Raw genomic sequence first — 17934 nt, forward strand, 5'->3', positions numbered from 1 at the left:
CCACGCCCCCCGGCGTGCTCCCGTGTCCGACCACCGCCGCCCCGATCCGCACCGCGGGCCCCGGATGAGCCCGACTCAGACAGGTGGGGCGGGAAACTACTCAGATACATCACGAATCAGCAACGCCTGGTCGGCGCCGGCCGCGACCCCCGTGACCGGCGCCGGTCCGCCTCAGGCGCGGTGCCCTGCGCCCTGCTCGGCCTTGATCTCGGCCGGCTTCCCGGGCGCGGCCTGCGGCTCGTGCTTGTCCGGGTGGCCCATGCCCGAGTCGCCGTCCTCGGTCACCGGGTCCAGTTCGATGGGCGGCGGGGCGTCCGGGTGGCCCATGCCACGGACCTTCGCGACCCCGCTCATCGCCTGCTCGACCTCGTCCACGATCAACGGGTCGGGAGTGGCTGCGATCTTCATGCTGTCGTCTGTGGTGCTCATGGTGCTGTTCCCCTCTGTTGGTTCTCCCCGGAGGGTTCCTCCCGGGGGCTTTGCGCCCAGTGGACCAACGCCATGGCGATGCGCTCCCACTCGCGTCACCATGCGTGTCGATTGTGACTGCTCGTTGGCTCGATCAGCCCAACGATTATTCAAGAGACCGCTCGAACGGAGTAGATACTCACCACAAGTGATCCCTTAGGGGCGATGTGTCCCGGGCACGACAAAGGGCGGGGTGTCCGCCGGTACCGGTCCTCCCAGCCGGTACCGGCGGACACCCCGCCCTGTTCGTCGCGGCGCGCGGACCGCCGAAGTCCGCGCGCCTGGACCCTTCACACCCCCGCTGACGTGAAGGCTCCCCACTGGCGGTCGCGCGCTCCCTCGCCGTGGGACTACGGTGCCCCCTCGACACCTGCCCCGCGACGCCCCTTGGTCGCACACCGCTGGTGGTTCTCACCCGGCACGACCAGATCCCCGCGACCGGTCGTGCCACCCCCGACCCGCGCCCCCCGGCGCGTGGTGCAGGTCCCGCCCGTCCCCCGTGGCTCGGTGAACTGGCCGGACACCAGAGATGAGCCGGGTGTCCCGGCGCAGATACACGGGTGGGAAAAATTCTCGGACCGAATCCGATCTTGGTCCTCCGGCGCTGGTGCCCCCTGCCCACCTGGCCTTATGGTCTAGACCATGTCGGACTTGCTGCTCGAGGTCATCGCGCTGGACGCCCGCGACGCCGAACAGGCCGAGGCGGGCGGTGCGGACCGCATCGAACTGGTCTGCGACATGGCCGCCGACGGGCTCACTCCCACGGCCGCCACCGCACGCCGGGTGCTCGCCGCCACCGACCTGCCGGTGCGGGCCATGCTGCGCGACGCCGCCGGGTTCGCGCCCGAGTCGCTGACCCGGCTCTGCCGCGACGCGGTGGCCCTGCGCGAACTGGGCGTCACCGAGTTCGTGCTCGGCTTCCTGGACGACCGGGGCGCCGTGGACGTCGGCGTGTGCCGCACCGTGCTCGGTGAGCTGGACGGCGCCCGCTGGACGTTCCACCGCGCGCTGGACAACGCCGCCGACCCGCTGGCCGCCTGGGACGAGGTGGTCGAACTGGGCGCCGACACCGTGCTCACCGCGGGCAGCAAGCACGGCGTGGCCCAGGGCATCCCGATGCTGCGCGAGCTGGCCGCCCGCCAGTGCGAGGGCGCGCCCGTGGTGATGGCGGGCGGTGGCCTGCGCGTCGACCAGGTGAGCGGCCTGCGGTCCGCCGGGGTCCGCTGCTTCCACGTGGGCAGCGCCGTACGCCCGCAGGGCTGGGACCAACCGGTCAGCGCCGAGGCGGTGCGGAGCTGGGTTGAGCTGATCTCCGGGGACTAGCCTCGACCCGGTGCTGAGGCTGGTCGCGGTGCTGGTGGTGCTCGCCGCGCTGCTGACCGGCTCGGCACCGGACCTCCACCCGGCGCGCGGACTGCTCGCGCCCACGCCGCCGATGGGCTGGAGCAGCTGGAACCGGTTCGGCTGCGCCGTGGACGAGCAGGTGGTCGAGCAGGCCGCCGACGCGATGGTCGCCAGCGGCATGCGCGCCGCCGGGTACCGGTACGCCAACGTGGACGACTGCTGGATGGCCCCGGTCCGGGACGCGGCGGGCAGGCTGGCCGCCGACCCGGTCCGCTTCCCGCACGGCATCGCGGCCCTCGCTCGGTACCTGCACGGCCGGGGGCTGTTGCTCGGGCTGTACTCCTCGGCGGGCGAGACCACCTGCGCCGGGCTGCCCGCCAGCCTGGGGCACGAGGACCTGGACGCGGCGACCTTCGCGGCATGGGGCGTGGACTACCTCAAGTACGACCACTGCGGCAGCGACGCGGAGACCGCACCGGCCCGCGTCCAGGCCATGGCCGAGGCCCTGGCGAAAACTGATCGAACGATCGTGCTGTCAGTCAGCGACCTCGGGCAGAACGAGGCGTGGCGGTGGGGTGCGGGTGTCGGCGCCCAGTTGTGGCGGACCGCGCCCGACATCGCTGACGACTTCGCCAGCGTGCTGTCCATCCTGGACCGCCAGGCCGCGCTCGGCGGCTACGCGCGACCGGGCGGCTGGAACGACCCGGACTCGCTGGAGGTCGGCAACGGCGGCATGACCGAGGCCGAGTACCGGGCGCACTTCGCGCTGTGGGCGGTGCTGAACGCGCCGTTGATCGCGGGCAACGACCTGCGCTCGATGAACCAGGACACCGCTCGCATCCTGCTCAACCCCGATCTGATCGCCGTGGACCGCGACTGGGCAGGTGTGTCGGGGCGGCTGGCCTGCACCGTCGGTTCGGTGCAGGCGTGGGTCAAACCCATGTCGGACGGCTCGGCCGCGGTGGTGCTGCTCAACCGCGGTGCGTCCCCGGCCGAGGCCGGGTTCGCCGCGCGCTGCCTCGGCCTGCCCGCCAACGGTCCGTACCTGGTCCGGGACCTGTGGACCGGGCAGCAGCGCGAGACCGTCGCCCTGCACTACGGCTCCGTGCCCGCCCAGTCGGCGCTGGCCTACCGCGTCTGGGCTGCCCGCTGATCGTCTTGGTCTAGACCTTGTCCGAATTGCTGTGGTCGACCTAACATGCCGTCATTGCCTCTAGCGAAACGTTCGTTGCGCACAGTGCAATATCGGGGAGGTAGGCATGAAGCGGATCGCACTGCTGGTCGCCGTGGGCGCACTGGCCGTGGCCGGGTGCGCCCCAGTGCAGTCCGGACCGAGCGGCGGTGCTGCCGACGAGAAGTCCGGGCAGTTGCGCGTGTGGCTGTTCGACGAGGTCAACCGCGGTCCCAAGCAGGCCGTGGTGGACCAGGCGGTCAAGCAGTTCCAGTCCGAGCACGCGGGTGTCACCGTCGACGTGCAGTACATCCAGATCAGCACGCGGGCCGAGCGGTTCAAGGGGGCCTTCGGCGACCCCAAGAGCGCGCCGGACGTGGCCGAGTTCGGCAACACCGACCTCGCCGGGTACGTGGCCGCGGGCGGTTTCGCCGAGGTGGGCGCCGACCTGGACAAGTGGCCGGACGCCAAGGACCTGAGCCCGAGCATCCTGGACACGGCCAAGGTCGGCGGCAAGGTGTACGCGGTGCCCTGGTACGTCGGCGTGCGGGCGCTGTACTACCGCACCGACGTGTTCAGCGAGCTCGGCCTGACCCCGCCCAAGACGCTGGCCGAACTCGCCCCGCTGGCCAGGAGGATCCGCGCCGCCAAGCCGGACCTGTTCGGCATCTCGGTCGGCGGCAAGTACACCTACGGCATGCTGCCCTTCCTGTGGGCGTCCGGCGGTGACCTGGCCAGCCAGCAGGACGGGAAGTTCACCAGCGCGGTCGACAGCACGAACGGTCGTGCGGGAATCGGCCGCTACACCGAGCTGCTCGCCGAGGACATCTGCCCGCCGCAGCAGTGCGCGCAGAACGGCGGGGACGCCAGCGTGCAGGCGTTCGTCTCCGGCAAGGCGGCCATGACCATCGGTGGGGACTTCAACCGCGGCGCCATGAAAGCCGGTGCGGTGTCGGGCAAATACGCGGTCGTGCCGCTGCCAGGCATGACCGAGGGCTCGGTCGCACCCGCGTTCGCGGGCGGCAACCTGCTGGGCGTCACCAAGAGCACGGCACACCGCACGCTGGCCGTGCAGTTCCTGCAACTGCTGGGCGGCAAGTCCTTCCAGCGCAAGATGTTCGACGCCATGGGCAACCTGCCCACGTTCACCGACGTGCAGCGCGCCGTCGCCGAGGGCGATGAATTCGAACGACCGTTCGTGCGGACACTGGACGCGGGCCCCCGTTTCGTGCCCGCGACCCCGGCCTGGGCCAAGATCGACGCCCAGGCGGTGCTGCCCACGATGCTGCAACAGATCGCCACCAAGGCCCAGGACCTCACGGCGGCCACCGCCACGGCTGCCCAGCACATGAACGAGGCATTCGGCTCATGATCGGGATCAGCCGGGACGGCCGGGCGGCGCTGGCCTACCTCGCCCCGGCCGCCCTGGTGCTGATCGGCCTGCTGGGCTACCCGATCTACCAGCTGGTGCTGATCTCCTTCTACGACTACGGCCAGGAGCAGGTCAGCGGTGGCGCCCCGCTGAACTGGCTCGGGCTGGGCAACTACGCGAAGTTGTTGTCCGACAGCCAGTTCTGGACCGTGCTGGCGCAGACCGTCGGATTCGCCGCCTGCTGCGTGCTGGGCACCCTGCTCGTCGGTGCGGCGCTCGCGGTGCTGGCCACCCGCGTCCGCGCTGTGCCGAGGGCCCTGTTGTTCCTCGCCGCGCTCGGGGCCTGGGCCACGCCCACGGTCGCCGGATCCACCGTGTGGCTGTTCCTGTTCGACGCCAACTTCGGCCTGGTCAACGAGGTACTCGGCCTCCAGGGCTTCTCCTGGACCTACGACCGGTGGGTCGCCTTCGGGCTCGTTGCCGCACAGGTCGTCTGGTGCTCGTTCCCGTTTGTCATGGTCACGCTCTACGCCGGGATCAAGGCGATTCCCGGTGAGGTCGTCGAGGCGGCGGCCCTGGACGGCGCCTCCGTGCCGCGCACCGTGCGCAGCGTGATCCTGCCGCTGCTGCGCCCACTGCTCGTCGTGGTCACCATCCAGTCGGTGATCTGGGACTTCAAGGTGTTCACGCAGATCTACGTGATGACCGGCGGCGGTGGGGTCGCGGGCGGCAACCTCGTGCTGAACGTCTACGCCTACCAACAGGCGTTCGCGGCCTCCGAGTACGGGCTCGGCTCGGCGATCGGCGTGGTGATGACCGTGCTGCTGCTTGGTTTCACCGCGATCTACCTGCGCGCGCTGCGCCGCAGTGGGGAGGCGCTGTGAAGCGGCCGGGCAGGACCCTCGCCGAGGTCCTCGCGGTGCTCGCCGCCGCGGCGATCGCGTTCCCGCTGTACTGGATGGTGCTCTCCGCGCTGAAGCCGGAGAGCGAGGTGATCTCCAGCGACCCCAAGCCGTGGACCCTGCAACCGAGCCTGGACAACTTCACCCGGGTGCTCACCACGCAGGGCTTCGGCCGCTACTTCCTCAACAGCGTGCTGGTGGCGCTGGTGGTGGTCGCCCTGTCGCTGCTGATCTCCTTCCTGGCCGCCACCGCGTTGACCCGCCTGCGCTTCCGAGGGCGCACCCTGCTGCTGGTGATGCTGCTGGTGGCGCAGATGGTCCCGGTCGAGGCGCTGACCATCCCGATGTTCTTCCTGATGCGCTCGGTGGGTGACGCGGTGCCCGCGTTCGGCCTCAACCAACTCGGTGGACTGGTGCTGGTACACCTGGCGTTCAGCCTGCCGTTCGCGATCTGGATGCTGCGCGGGTTCGTCGCCGCGGTGCCGGTGGAGCTGGAGGAGGCCGCCACCCTGGACGGGGCCAGCCGCCAGCGCTTCCTGTGGCAGGTGCTGTTCCCGCTGGTGGCACCGGGCTTGGTCGCCACCAGCGTGCTGTCGTTCATCCACGCGTGGAACGACTTCCTGTTCGCCAAGACCTTCATCATCTCCGCCTCGGAGAACCAGACCCTGCCACTGGCCCTGCTGGCCTTCTTCAAACCGGACCAGAACGACTGGGGCGCGATCATGGCAGGATCGACTCTGATGACCGTGCCCGTGCTGGTGTTCTTCGTACTCGTGCAACGCAGGCTGGTCTCCGGCCTCGCGGGTGCCGTGAAGGGATGAGGCGTGTCCGGATTCGACGTGCTGCTGCCCAAACCGTCCAGTGTGGATGAACATCCCGGGGTGTTCGTGCTGGGCCGCTCCGCCACCCTCGGCGGGGACGCGCAGGCGGTCAGCTGGCTCCGCGAGGTGCTCGGTGCGGCGACGGGCTTCGCGCTCGCGCCTTCGACCACGCCCGACATCGCCGTCAACGTGGTGTCCACCGTGGATGGTTACCAGATTTCCGTTTCACCTGAGTCTGTTGTGGTAACTGCTGGGGATGAGGCCAGCGCATTTCACGCTGCTCAGACCTTGCGGCAGCTCTTGGGGCCGCAGGCGTTCCGTGCCGCCAATGTGCACAGTGGACAGTGGGAGATCCCCTGTGGCATTGTCACCGATCGGCCGAGGTTTGGTTGGCGTGGCTGCCTTCTTGACGTGGCAAGGCACTTCATGCCCAAGGACGGTCTGCTTCGGTTCATCGACCTGCTCGCCGCGCACAAGCTGAACGTGCTGCACCTGCACCTGACCGACGACCAGGGGTGGCGCTTCGAGGTCAAGCGCTACCCGAGGCTGACTGAGGTCGGTGCCTGGCGGGCGGGTTCACGGGTCGGCGCGCACAGGGACAACGTGCACGACGGCCGACCGCACGGCGGGTTCTACACCCAGGACGACCTGCGTGAGGTCGTGGCATACGCGGCGCGCAGGCACATCACCGTCGTTCCGGAGATCGACATCCCGGGGCACAGCCAGGCCGCGATCGCCGCGTACCCGGAGCTGGGCAACCTCGGCACCGAGTTGCCCGTGTGGCCCCTGTGGGGCATCAACGAGAACGTACTGAACACCAAGGAGTCCACTGTGGACTTCTTCCGTGACGTGTTCGACGAACTCGTCGAGGTGTTCCCCTCCGAGGTGATCTGCCTCGGCGGGGACGAGGTGCCCACCGTGCAGTGGACCGAGGAGCGCGCTGAAGAGCTTGGTGTGCAAGGAGTGGCGGGTCTGCACGGCTGGTTCATCCGGCAGATCGCCGACCACCTGGCCAAGCGTGGCCGGCGCGCCATGGGCTGGGACGAGATCACGGAGGTGGGCCCCCTGCCGGATGGCGTGATCGTCACCTCCTGGCGCGGCGAGGAGGCCGGAATCGCTGCGGCACAAGCGGGTTACGAGGTGGTGATGTGCCCCGAGCAGAAGGTTTACCTGGACCACCGCGAGTCCGATCGGGAGGACGAGCCGATCCCGGTCGGTGAGGTGCACACCACCGCGGACGTCTACGAGTACGAGCCCGTGCCCGCCGAGCTGACCGGCGGCGCCACCGCGCGCGTGCTGGGGGCGCAGGCGCAGGTCTGGACCGAGCACCTGGACTCGCCCCGGCGCGTGGACTACGCGGCATTCCCCCGACTGGCCGCGTTCGCCGAGGTCGTCTGGTCCAGCAGGGCGGGCAAGGACACCGACGAGTTCCTGCGCAGGCTGGCCGAGCACCACCTGCCCCGCCTGGACGCGCTGGGCGTGGAGTACCGCCCGCTGGCCGGGCCGCACCCGTGGCAGACCAGGCCGGGTGTGCCGGGCAGGCCGCGGTAGTCGAGTGTTCCTCACAGGTTGAGTCCATTCGTGCGACGGCGGTGGTGGTATGAAGGCACACCACCGCCGTTCGGTCGAATGTTGTTCTGCACCAAGGGTAATTCCTCGTCAACAGCTGTCCAGAACGGCCGTTCGGCTCACCCGGATGTCAGCTAGCCAGCCAACCCCGCTCGGTTGAACACTGGATGTCCGGGACGATACGGGGGGAGCCATGCCGGGTGCGGAGCAGAGCAGATCGTCACCGGGGCACACCGGTCTGCTGAGCGGTTCCTGGTGGGCCGGGCTGCCCGCGGGCTGGGTGGTCTACTCCGTGCTGGTCGAGGCGGCCGCACTGACCGCGGCCGCGCTCTGCCATTTGCACGTCACCGCGACGAACACCGACCTGCTCAGGTTCGGTGGGCTGGTGGTGCTCGGCGTGGTGCAGGCGGAGCTGTCCCGGCGCATCGAGCGCGATCGTCGCAGGCTGTGCGGGAACATGCACATCACCATGACCTCGGTCTGGTTGATCGCCGGGGTGCTGGTGCTGCCCCGGCACCTGCTCGTACTGCTCTGCGCCGTGCTGTACCTGCACATGTGGTTGCGGTGTTGGCGCACGCTGGACAGCATCTCCACCCGCAGGACCGTGTTCGGCGCCTGTGCCGCCCTGGTGAGCTGCCTGGCCGCCTCCGCGGTCGCGGTCGCCGCCCCGCTGGCCGGGGGACCGGCCGGTTTCTCCTTCTACACCAACATGTCCTGTGTCGCGGCCCTGGTGGTCTTCGAGCTGGTCGACGCCGTGCTGCTGGCCGTGTCGATCAAGCTCAGGACCCGTGGCGCCACCCCGCTCGGTGAGCTGTTCGGCACCTGGGACGACAACGCCCTGGAGATCACCACGCTGTGCCTGGGCGGGCTGACCGCACTGGTACTGGTGTGCCAGCCGCTGTTCCTGCCGCTGCTGCTCTGCCCGGTCCTGTTGCTGCACCGCAGTGTGCTGGTCAAGCAGTTGGAGACCGACGCGACCACCGACGTGAAGACCGGTCTGCTCAACGCGGTCACCTGGCACCGGCTGGCCAGCCGGGAACTGGACCGGGTGGACCAGGTCGGCGTGCTGATGGTCGACCTGGACCACTTCAAGCGGATCAACGACACCTACGGCCACCTGGCCGGGGACGCGGTGCTCCGCTCGGTGGCCACCGCGGTCAAGGCCCAGGTGCGCGCGGGCGACGCGGTCGGCAGGTTCGGTGGTGAGGAGTTCGTGGTGCTGCTGCCCGGCGCGGACGAGCGAGGGGCCATCGCCACCGCCGAGCGGATCAGGGCGACCGTGTCGGCGCTGAGCGTGCCCACCCCCGTGGAGCACATCTCGATCACCGGGCTGTCCTGTTCGATCGGGGTGGCGGTGTTGCCCACCACCGGCACCTCCATGGAGCAACTGCTCCTGGCCGCGGACACCGCCGTGTACCGGGCCAAGCGCACCGGGCGCAACCGCGTGGTCGCCAGTTCCGGCCACCCGAGGGCGGCCTGAGTGCCGCCGCCGGGCGTGCGGGCCCACCCCCCGACGGCCCTCGCGCCCGGCCCCCCGACTCACCCCCGGTAGATCAGTCGTCATCGGCCTCCGGTGCCAGCAGCCAACAGGCGCCGTAGAGCACCACGCCGAAGCCGAAGAAGCACACGGTCATGGCCACCATCGCCACGCGCAGCAGGGTGGCGTCCACACCGAGCAGCTCCGCAGCGCCGCCGCACACCCCGGCGAGCATCCGGTTGTCCCTGCTGCGGCGGAACTTGCGAACCTGCTGGCCGGCCTCGTTCAGGATGTTGTTCGTCATGACCACAACACTGCCCTCCCGCGTGCCCCCTGCCATCGGGGAACGTCCCTGGTTCGGACCCTGAGGGCACCCCTGGGCAGGACGCGGGGCCGAACGGGCAAGCGCGTGCTGACCCCTTGACGTACCCCGGTCCGGGGCACACACTCGACTGTGCTACCTGATGCTCAACACGAGTTAACAGTTAGGTTGCACAACCGAGACTCCTGGTTCGCCGGTGGCGCCCCCCGAAGCGCTGCCGGCGAACCAGGCCCCACAGCGACCTCGCCCGCGCACCCTGGCGAGGCCTCGGCGAGGGTGGGCGGACGGGGTGTGTAGGGGCCGTCCGTCCACCCTCACCGTCCGCCACCCCATGAGTCTCGTTCTGACGATGCGCGAGTCCCGTTCTGGTGGTGGTGAGTCCCGTGCTGGGGCGTGTGAGTCCCGTCCTCGAGACGGTGAGTCCCGCTCTGCGGCGCGCGGTGCCCGCGTTGGTCTTCGTGAATCCCAGCCTGGCGATGCGCGAGTCCCGTCTTGGTGGCGAGTCCCGCCCTCGAGACGGTGAGTCCCGTTCTGGCGGTGGTGAGTCCCGCGCGGGCGACGGCGAGTCCCGCCCTGGCGTGTGCGAGTCCCGCGCCGGAGCATCCGCGCTCTGCGCTGTCACGCGATGGTCCCGCCGTGTATGGCGTGGTCAGTCCATGACCACGTTGGGTGAGACCAACTGCCCGATCCTGCCCAGTCCGCGCACGAGCACCTCAGCGGCCTCGGTGTGACGCCCCTCGGCGACGAGCAGGTCGCCGAGCTCCCTGGTCGTCGCCGCGAGCACGACCCGTGACCCGGCATGCAGCAGCGTCTCCATCGCGGAGCGCAGCAGTGGCTCGGCGGTCACCCGATCCGCCTTGTCCAGCGCCAGCAGCGCGAGCGTGTGCTGGGCCCTGGCCTGCACGAGCGTTCCCGCTCCTGCGCTGGCCAGGACCTCGGTGAGCAGGGCACGGGAAGTTTCCGCACGACCGTTCGTTCTGTTCAGTTCGGCGGCGTCCACCTGGCAGGCCAGTGCGTCCTCGACCAGCCCGGCCGCCGCGAACCCGCGCTGGGCCGCCGCGAGGTCGTCCAGGCTGCCGCGAGCCCGCAGGCAGTGCGCCACCGCAGTGCCCAACGGGACCTGCCGGTACACCTGCCACGCTTGCTCGGCGACCAACGCGGCCTGATCGATCTCGTTGTCCACCAACAAGGTTCGCGCCCAGGCCAGGTACATCGCACAGGAGCCTCTGGGATCGGGCAGCGGGCCGAGGCCGAGCGCCGTGGTCGCTGCCCGCCTTGCCTGCCGTTCGTCGCCGGCCCGTAGTTGGCACTGCGCCAGCAGGGCGTTGAGCAGCAGCAACGACACAGGGTCGAGGTGGTTCGCCGCGTACAACCCGTCGGCGGCCGACTTGACCAGGTGTGCCGCCACGTTGGCCTCCTGCCGCCCGAGCAGACAAAGTGCACGACCGATCGTGCAGTCGACGAGCGCTGTCAACGGGGCCTCAGCCAGCAGGTGTGCCGACCGGTCGAAGTGCTCGTCAGCGGCTTGGCCCGCCGCAAGCGCGAGGTGCCCGCGCACCAGGGCCACCCGGGCAGGCCGCCGAGGCTCCACCTCGATCAGCGCCGACACGTCACCGGCCAGTGCGGCCTCGATCACGGCGAGGTCGGCGGCCACGTGCCGGTCCGGGGACTGCCCGGTGCGCAACTGCTCCTCCGCGACGCCGAGCCTCGCGGCGAAGTGCCGCAGGGCGTCACCGGAAGGCACTCGTCGACCACTCTCCACAGAGGACACATATGCCGCCGTGTACCTCGGCTCGGCCAATTGGCGCTGTGTCAGGGACAATCCCGTGCGCAAGCGGTATATGGTCTGTCCTATGTGGTCGGTCGTCATCCGGTCTCCTCGGCCGCGACCACAGCGCGACGCAGCACCGCGATGCCCGCCGCCAGTTGCCCGACGCCCAGCAGCAGCGCACCGAGAACGCGCGCGGTGGCCACCGCCTCCCCGCAGAGCCCGGCACCGATCTGCAGGTCCAGCGACCGCCGTAGCGCGGACTCGGCGGCGTCCAGGTCGCCCCGGTCGCGGGCGATCAACCCGATCAGCCGGTGCGCCTCGCCGAGCCCCTCGGCGTACTCGAACTCCTCGTGCAGGCGGCGCGTTTCCTCCGCCAGTGCAGCGGCCTCGTCCAGATCACCCAGCCGCCGGGCCAGGTCGCACGCCTCCAACGTGGCGCCCGCGTACTCGAACACGGCACCGGCTTCCGACAGGATCCTTCGTGCCTGGGCCAGTTCCTCGCGTGCCTCGGGCAAGCGGTCCATCCGGCCCAGCACATAACCCCGCGACCACAGGCAGCGTGCCACCAGCACCTCCATGCCCAGTTCGCGGTAGAGCCGGGTCGCGGTGACCAAGCCCCGCTCGGCCTCGGCCAATTCGCCGACGGCCTGCCAGAACTGGCCAGCGTTGAGGTGGTACATGGCGATCCACTCGGGCTCGGCGGCGTGCGCGAGGAGCAGCCGACCCCGTTCGGCGGCCTGTCGCGCACGTTCCACGGCGCCGCTGGCCAGACACGGGTGGATCAGCGCGCTCTCCAGTCGCAACTCGGCGTCAGGCTGGGCGGACGGGCGTGCCCGCAACTCGCCCAATGCCTTCTCCAGCAAGGTGATCGCTGCCTCGGCGGACTCGATCCGGTAGCGTGCCGCCGCCTCGACCGCGATCACCGAGGCCCATAGCGGGCTGCTCAACTCGGTGAGCGTCGGGCCCAGCGTGCGCAGGTCGGTCAGGGCCTGACCTGCCTCACCGAGCGTCATCCTCGCCTCGGCCAGGCACCGCGTGGCCAGTGCCGCCTCCTCGACCAGGTGCGCCTGCGCGGCCTCCCGTGCGATCTCCGCGAACTCGGCGATGGCCGCCCAGACCTGGCCGGCCGCCGACCGCCTCCGTACCTGGGCCAGCCGCTCGCGCAAGTCCTCGGCCAGCCCCGCCGGCCGCCCGTGGCGCAGGTCGTCCTCGGACACCCCCAGCCGACCGGCCAGGTAGCGCAGCACCTCGTCGGTCGGCGTCTTGCGACCGGCCTCCAGAGCCCACAGGTAGCCACGGCTGAACTCCGGTTCGGCCAGCTCACGCTGGGTGAGCCCGCGCTCGGCGCGCAGCCGCCTGAGGTGCTCGCCCAGGTGCGCCGACCGATCCATGCGTGCAGGCTAGACCCCGGCGCGGCCACGCATTCGGACTAGCGGCGGGTACAGTCCGGCATCCAGGTCGTGACGGAGGTGCGCCGTGCGTGACGTCCTCGCCGAGGTGAGTTCTCAGTGGCAGGGTGGGCGGCCGAGTGCGCTGGGCACGGTGGTGGCCACGTTTCACTCCGCGCCGCGTGCGCCGGGTGCGGCGATGTTGGTGGCCGAGGATGGGCAGGTCTGGGGCAGTGTGTCCGGCGGCTGCGTGGAGGGCGCGGTCTATGAGCTGGCCCAGCGGGTGATGGCCGAGGGCAGGCCGGTGTTGCAGCGCTACGGCGTCAGCGAGGAGGACGCCTTCTCCGTTGGACTGACCTGCGGCGGGGTCCTGGACGTGTTCGTCGAGCCGGTGGACGCCGAGCACTTCGCGGAGTTGGCCGAGCTCACCGAGTCGATCCGCGCGCAACGACCGGTCGTGCTGGCGACCGTGGTGCGCCACCCCGACCCGCAGCGCGTGGGCCGGCACCTGGTGGTGTGGCCGGACCGCACCCTCGGCGGCCTGGGTTCGTCCCGAGTGGACGATGCGGTCACCGATGACGCGCGGGGCATGCTGGCCAGCGGTCGCAGTGGCCTGCTGCATTACGGCCCGGACGGCCAGCGCCGTGGTGAGGGTCTGGCGGTGTTCGTGAACTCCTTCGAGCCGCCGCCGAGGATGCTCGTGTTCGGCGCGATCGACTTCGCCGCCGCGGTGGCCAGGCTCGGTAGTTATCTGGGTTATCGGGTCACGGTGTGTGACGCGCGCCCGGTTTTCGCTACCCGTGGCCGGTTTCCCGAGGCCGACGAGGTGGTTGTTGACTGGCCGCACCGGTATCTGACCACGCAGGCGGCCGCCGGGCGGGTCGATCAGCGCACGGTGGTCACGGTGTTGACCCATGATCCGAAGTTCGATGTGCCGTTGCTGGAGGTGGCGTTGCGGCTGGATGTGGCCTATGTCGGTGCGATGGGGTCGCGTCGTACGCATGAGGACCGTGTGGCGCGTCTGCGGGCGGCGGGTGTGTCCGAGTGGGAGTTGGCCCGGTTGTCCTCGCCGATCGGCCTGGACCTGGGTGCTCGCACGCCGGAGGAGACCGCCGTGTCCATCGCCGCGGAGATCATCGCTCTGCGGTGGGGTGGGCATGGGCGGCGGTTGGTCGAGGTCAGCGGGCCGATCCACCGCTCGTCCTGAGGGGCTGGGCGGGACTCGTCGACCTGTGGGCGGGACTCGCGGTCCGGTGCGCGGGACTCGGCTGCGGGGGAGTGGGATTCGCGGTCCGGTGGGCGGGACTCGGCCTCCCCAGGGCGGGACTTGGCTGCGGCAGGGCGGGACTCGTCGACCTGTGGGCGGGACTCGCGGTCTGGTGGGCGGGACTCGTCGTCGGCTGGGCCGGACTCGCGCGCAGGAGAGCGGGACTCGCGTGTGCCAGGGCGGGACACGCCGTACCGGGAGCGCCGACACGCGGTACCGGAACGTCCGACACGCGCCGTTGCCGCGACCGGTACACGTCCCTGGCCGCTGACCGACCGGTGCCGCCGTATCGGGTCAGGCCAGGGCGCGGATCCGGTCCAGGCGGGTGAGCCAGCGCTGGCTCGTGGCGGGGTTGGCGGTGACCGCGGCGAGCAGGTCCGCGCTTGGCGCGGGCGCACGGCGCGGCACCGGCAGCCAGCCGTCCACCGGCCGCAGGGGCTGGTCCACCACGTCGGCGGTGAGTAGTGACAGCGTGCCGAGCCCGCAGGCGAAGTCGAGTTCGGGCAGCGCCCCGGCCAGCGCCAGCCCGGCGGCCAGCCCGACGCTGCTCTCCACGGCCGAGGACACCACGCACGGCAGCCCGCACGCCTCGGCCACCCGCAGCGCGCGCCGCACCCCGCCCAGCGGAGCCACCTTCAGCACCGCCACGTCGGCGGCCCCGGCCACGGCGACCCGCAGCGGGTCCTCGGCACGCCTGATCGACTCGTCGGCGGCGACGCGCACGTCCACCCGCCGCCGCACCTGGGCCAGTTCCGGCACGCTCGGGCAGGGCTGTTCCACGTACTCCAGGCCACCGGCCGCCTTGTCCAGCGCCGAGATCGCCCGCACCGCCTCGTCCACCGACCAGGCGGCGTTGGCGTCCACCCGGATCGCGCCGGACGGGCCGAGCGCGTCCCGCACGGCCTCGACCCGCGCGCAGTCCCCGGCCAGCGGGGAGCCCGGGTCGGCGACCTTGACCTTGGCGGTGCGGCACCCCGATGCCGCCACGATCTCGTGCGCCCGCTCCGGGCTGACGACCGGCACCGTGCAGTTGACTGGGACCCGGTCGCGCACCGGTTCCGGCCAGTCCTGCTCGGCGGACTCCAGGGCGCAGTCCAGCCACAGGGCGGACTCGGTGTCGGTGTAGTCCTCGAAGGCGCAGAACTCGCCCCAGCCGGACTCGCCGCGCAGCAGCACGCCCTGCCGCTCGGTGATGCCGCGGAACCGGTTGCGCATCGGGATCGCGTAGACGTGCGCCTGCACCGGGCTAGTCCACCTCCGGCAGTGCCGGGCCCAGCAGGTCGTCCGCATCGACGATCTTGTACGCGTAGCCCTGCTCGGCGAGGAAGCGTTGCCGGTGCGCGGCGTAGTCGGTGTCCAGGGTGTCGCGGGAGACGATCGAGTAGAAGTGCGCCTGCCGGCCGTCGCCCTTGGGCCGCAGCAGCCTGCCCAGCCGCTGCGCCTCCTCCTGCCGGGACCCGAAGGTGCCCGACACCTGCACCGCGACCGAGGCCTCGGGCAGGTCGATGGAGAAGTTCGCCACCTTGGACACGACCAGTGTGCGCAGCTCGCCCCGGCGGAACGCGTCGAACAGCTCCTCGCGCTCCTTGTTCTTGGTGGAGCCCTGGATCACCGGCGCGTCCAGCGCGGCGCCCAACTCCTCCAGCTGGTCCAGGTACGCGCCGATGACCAGGGTCGGCTCGCCCTTGTGCCGGTCCAGCACGGCCCGCACCACCGGGATCTTCGTGTTCGCCGTGGAACAGATCTTGTACCGCTCCTCGGGCTCGGCGGTGGCGTAGGTGAGCCGCTCGTTGTCGGTCAGCGTCACCCGCACCTCCACGCAGTCCGCGGGCGCGATCCAGCCCTGTGCCTCGATGTCGCGCCAGGGCACGTCGTAGCGCTTGGGACCGATCAGCGAGAACACGTCACCCTCGCGGCCGTCCTCGCGCACCAGGGTGGCGGTCAGCCCCAGCCGCCTGCGTGACTGCAGGTCGGCGGTCATCCGGAACACCGGGGCGGGCAGCAGGTGCACCTCGTCGTAGACGACCAGTCCCCAGTCGCGGGAGTCGAACAGCTCCAGGTGCCGGTACTCGCCCTTGGTCTTGCGGGTGATCACCTGGTACGTGGCGATGGTGACCGGGCGGATCTCCTTGCGCTCCCCGGAGTACTCGCCGATCTCGTCCTCGGTCAGTGAGGTGCGCGCGACCAGCTCGCGCTTCCACTGCCTGCCCGACACCGTGTTGGTGACCAGGATCAGCGTGGTGGCCTGGGCCTGCGCCATGGCGGCCGCGCCGACCAGGGTCTTGCCCGCACCGCAGGGCAGCACGACCACCCCGGAGCCGCCCGCCCAGAACGCCTGGGCGGCCAGCCGCTGGTACTCGCGCAGCTGCCAGCCGTCCTCGGCCAGCGAGATCGGGTGCGCCTCGCCGTCCACGTACCCGGCCAGGTCCTCGGCGGGCCAGCCCACCTTGAGCAGCGCCTGCTTGAGCCTGCCGCGCTCACTGGGGTGCACGACCACCGTGTCGGGGTCCACCCGCTCGCCCAGCATCGGGCTGATCTTCTTGTTGCGCAGCACCTCCTCCAGCACCGCGCGGTCCAGCGACAGCATGGTCAGGCCGTGCGCGGGGTGGTTGACCAGCTGCAACCGGCCGAACCGGGCCATGGTGTCGACCACGTCCACCAGCAGCGGCTGCGGCACCGGGTAGCGCGAGTAGCGCACCAGTGCGTCCACCACCTGCTCGGCGTCGTGGCCCGCGGCGCGCGCGTTCCACAGCGCCAGCGGGGTGATCCGGTAGGTGTGCACGTGCTCGGGGGCGCGCTCCAGTTCGGCGAACGGCGCGATCGAGGTACGCGTCTCCTCGGCGAGGGGGTGGTCGACCTCCAGCAGCAGGGTCTTGTCCGACTGGACGATCAGGGGGCCGTCGGTCACCGGGCGGGCTCCTCCCCGTAGTGGGTCCCACCAGTGTCCCAATCCCGGAGGCCGTTCGGCCAATCCGGGGTGGCCGACGAGGTTGGATCACTCCCGGCAATTGACTGACTGCCCACGGTGAACCATGAACATCACTTGTCGGATTCGGCTCGGTAAAGAATTGGTTATGGCCTTGGGCTGGGCGTTAAAGTCCATTTCCGTCTGGGGGGCTCTGTTCCGGTGTAACCAGGCGATAACCGCACGTCAAGTGCCGAACAGTGAAGGCTGTCATGACCACTCCGCCCGTTCCGCCCGGCCCTGGTTTTCCGCAGGATCCGGCGGGACAGAATGTTCCGCCCGCATCCGGTTTTCCGCAGGGAACCGGGCCCGTTCCGCCTGCCCCCGGTTTTCCGCAGGGGACCGGTCCGGTGGCGCCCGTTCCCGGCCAGCCGCAGCCGTTTCCGCAGGCCCCGGTGGGTACCGCCGCGCCGAAGCGGCGCAAGCCCTGGCTGCGCTTCGTGATCGGTGCGGGGACCCTGATCGTCGCGGTGATCGCCTACGTCGGCATCCGCCTGGTCATCGGCGGCGTCGCCAGCAACTTCAACGACGCGCACCAGACCGCGGTCGGGGAGTGCGCACAGGTCAGCGGTACCATGTCCAAGCCGCACTACACCAAGACCGACTGCGGTTCGGCGGACGCCAACTACACCGTGGCCAAGGTGCTCAGCTCCTCCAGTGCCACCTGCGGCAAGGACTTCGACGAGTACTACGAGACCAATGCGGTCAACCCGGTCAAGCTGTGCCTCGCGCCGGTGTTCGTCGACGGCCAGTGCTACAAGTTCAGCACCGTCGCGACGTCCATGGGCTACCCGAAGGTCGCCTGCACCGACAGCAGCGCGCTGCAGGTGAAGGTGGTCAAGGGGGACGGCGCCGCCAACTGTGAGGGCGGGCCGGAGGCCACGCTGGCCTACAGCGAGATCAAGACCACCTACTGCCTGGCCAAGCCCACCGGGGCCTGAGCAGGCGGCGAGTACCTGAGCCGGGCCGTCCCACGCGGGGCGGCCCGGCTCTCGCGCGTCCGCGGGTGAATGGTCACGGCCAATCGACCGTGAATCGTGCACATCGCTGGTGGACGATCACCGACTGTGGTGGAATGCTCACCGCGTCGACACGGC

15 protein-coding genes are annotated in these 17934 nt (G+C 70.6%); 9 read left to right on the plus strand and 6 right to left on the minus strand.

Going from position 1 to position 17934, the window contains the following annotated elements; translation table 11 throughout:
• Positions 1–171: 171 nt before the first annotated feature.
• Complete coding sequence (locus KALB_RS02650; protein ID WP_025354177.1) at positions 172–429, minus strand: hypothetical protein; 258 nt, start codon at positions 427–429, stop codon at positions 172–174.
• A 681-nt stretch (positions 430–1110) separates the two neighbouring features.
• Between KALB_RS02650 and KALB_RS02655 the strand changes: the two genes are divergently transcribed.
• The 7 genes from KALB_RS02655 (at position 1111) to KALB_RS02685 (ending at position 9127) form a co-directional block, all read left to right on the plus strand.
• Positions 1111–1791 carry a copper homeostasis protein CutC gene (locus KALB_RS02655; RefSeq protein WP_025354178.1) on the plus strand — a complete coding sequence of 227 codons (681 nt, stop codon included), beginning with the start codon at positions 1111–1113 and terminating at the stop codon, positions 1789–1791.
• Between the two features lie 10 nt (positions 1792–1801).
• A complete protein-coding gene (locus KALB_RS02660) occupies positions 1802–2965 on the plus strand; it encodes a glycoside hydrolase family 27 protein (RefSeq protein WP_051912937.1) in 1164 nt (387 codons plus the stop codon).
• Positions 2966–3071: 106 nt separating this feature from the next.
• Positions 3072–4355: an extracellular solute-binding protein gene (locus tag KALB_RS02665; protein WP_030108233.1), complete on the plus strand. Its 1284-nt coding sequence runs from the start codon at positions 3072–3074 to the stop codon at positions 4353–4355.
• Positions 4352–5239 carry a carbohydrate ABC transporter permease gene (locus KALB_RS02670; RefSeq protein WP_025354180.1) on the plus strand — a complete coding sequence of 296 codons (888 nt, stop codon included), beginning with the start codon at positions 4352–4354 and terminating at the stop codon, positions 5237–5239. The genes KALB_RS02665 and KALB_RS02670 overlap by 4 nt, the downstream gene beginning before the upstream one ends.
• Entirely contained in the window at positions 5236–6078 is an 843-nt protein-coding gene (locus KALB_RS02675) for a carbohydrate ABC transporter permease (protein ID WP_025354181.1), read from the plus strand. The genes KALB_RS02670 and KALB_RS02675 overlap by 4 nt, the downstream gene beginning before the upstream one ends.
• A 3-nt stretch (positions 6079–6081) precedes the next feature.
• Positions 6082–7629, plus strand: a complete 1548-nt coding sequence (locus KALB_RS02680) for a beta-N-acetylhexosaminidase (RefSeq protein WP_025354182.1) — start codon at positions 6082–6084, stop codon at positions 7627–7629.
• Positions 7630–7840: 211 nt separating this feature from the next.
• The gene (locus tag KALB_RS02685) at positions 7841–9127 is read left to right on the plus strand and encodes a GGDEF domain-containing protein (RefSeq protein ID WP_025354183.1); all 1287 of its coding nucleotides are present in this window, start codon (positions 7841–7843) and stop codon (positions 9125–9127) included.
• A 73-nt stretch (positions 9128–9200) separates the two neighbouring features.
• Here the strand turns inward: KALB_RS02685 and KALB_RS02690 are convergent, their stop codons facing one another.
• From KALB_RS02690 to KALB_RS02700, 3 genes are all read right to left on the minus strand, one after another.
• Positions 9201–9428, minus strand: coding sequence for a PspC domain-containing protein (locus KALB_RS02690; protein ID WP_025354184.1), 228 nt, complete (start codon positions 9426–9428; stop codon positions 9201–9203).
• 667 nt (positions 9429–10095) lie between these two features.
• On the minus strand, positions 10096–11190 hold the full coding sequence (locus KALB_RS02695; RefSeq protein WP_025354185.1) for a hypothetical protein: 1095 nt from the start codon (positions 11188–11190) through the stop codon (positions 10096–10098).
• Between the two features lie 122 nt (positions 11191–11312).
• The gene (locus KALB_RS02700; protein WP_025354186.1) at positions 11313–12608 is read right to left on the minus strand and encodes a helix-turn-helix domain-containing protein; all 1296 of its coding nucleotides are present in this window, start codon (positions 12606–12608) and stop codon (positions 11313–11315) included.
• 85 nt (positions 12609–12693) lie between these two features.
• Between KALB_RS02700 and KALB_RS02705 the strand changes: the two genes are divergently transcribed.
• The gene (locus tag KALB_RS02705) at positions 12694–13812 is read left to right on the plus strand and encodes an XdhC family protein (protein WP_025354187.1); all 1119 of its coding nucleotides are present in this window, start codon (positions 12694–12696) and stop codon (positions 13810–13812) included.
• Positions 13813–14166: 354 nt separating this feature from the next.
• Here the strand turns inward: KALB_RS02705 and KALB_RS02710 are convergent, their stop codons facing one another.
• Together KALB_RS02710 and KALB_RS02715 are read right to left on the minus strand one after the other, a co-directional pair.
• Positions 14167–15114, minus strand: a complete 948-nt coding sequence (locus KALB_RS02710; RefSeq protein ID WP_025354188.1) for an o-succinylbenzoate synthase — start codon at positions 15112–15114, stop codon at positions 14167–14169.
• Between the two features lie 4 nt (positions 15115–15118).
• The gene (locus tag KALB_RS02715) at positions 15119–16780 is read right to left on the minus strand and encodes a DNA repair helicase XPB (RefSeq protein WP_025354189.1); all 1662 of its coding nucleotides are present in this window, start codon (positions 16778–16780) and stop codon (positions 15119–15121) included.
• 407 nt (positions 16781–17187) lie between these two features.
• Between KALB_RS02715 and KALB_RS43600 the strand changes: the two genes are divergently transcribed.
• Positions 17188–17778: an LppU/SCO3897 family protein gene (locus KALB_RS43600; protein WP_025354190.1), complete on the plus strand. Its 591-nt coding sequence runs from the start codon at positions 17188–17190 to the stop codon at positions 17776–17778.
• Positions 17779–17934: the final 156 nt, after the last annotated feature.

The sequence above is a fragment of the Kutzneria viridogrisea DSM 43870 genome (genome assembly GCF_000525635.1).
In the GTDB taxonomy this organism is placed as follows: Bacteria; Actinomycetota; Actinomycetes; order Mycobacteriales; family Pseudonocardiaceae; genus Kutzneria; species Kutzneria viridogrisea.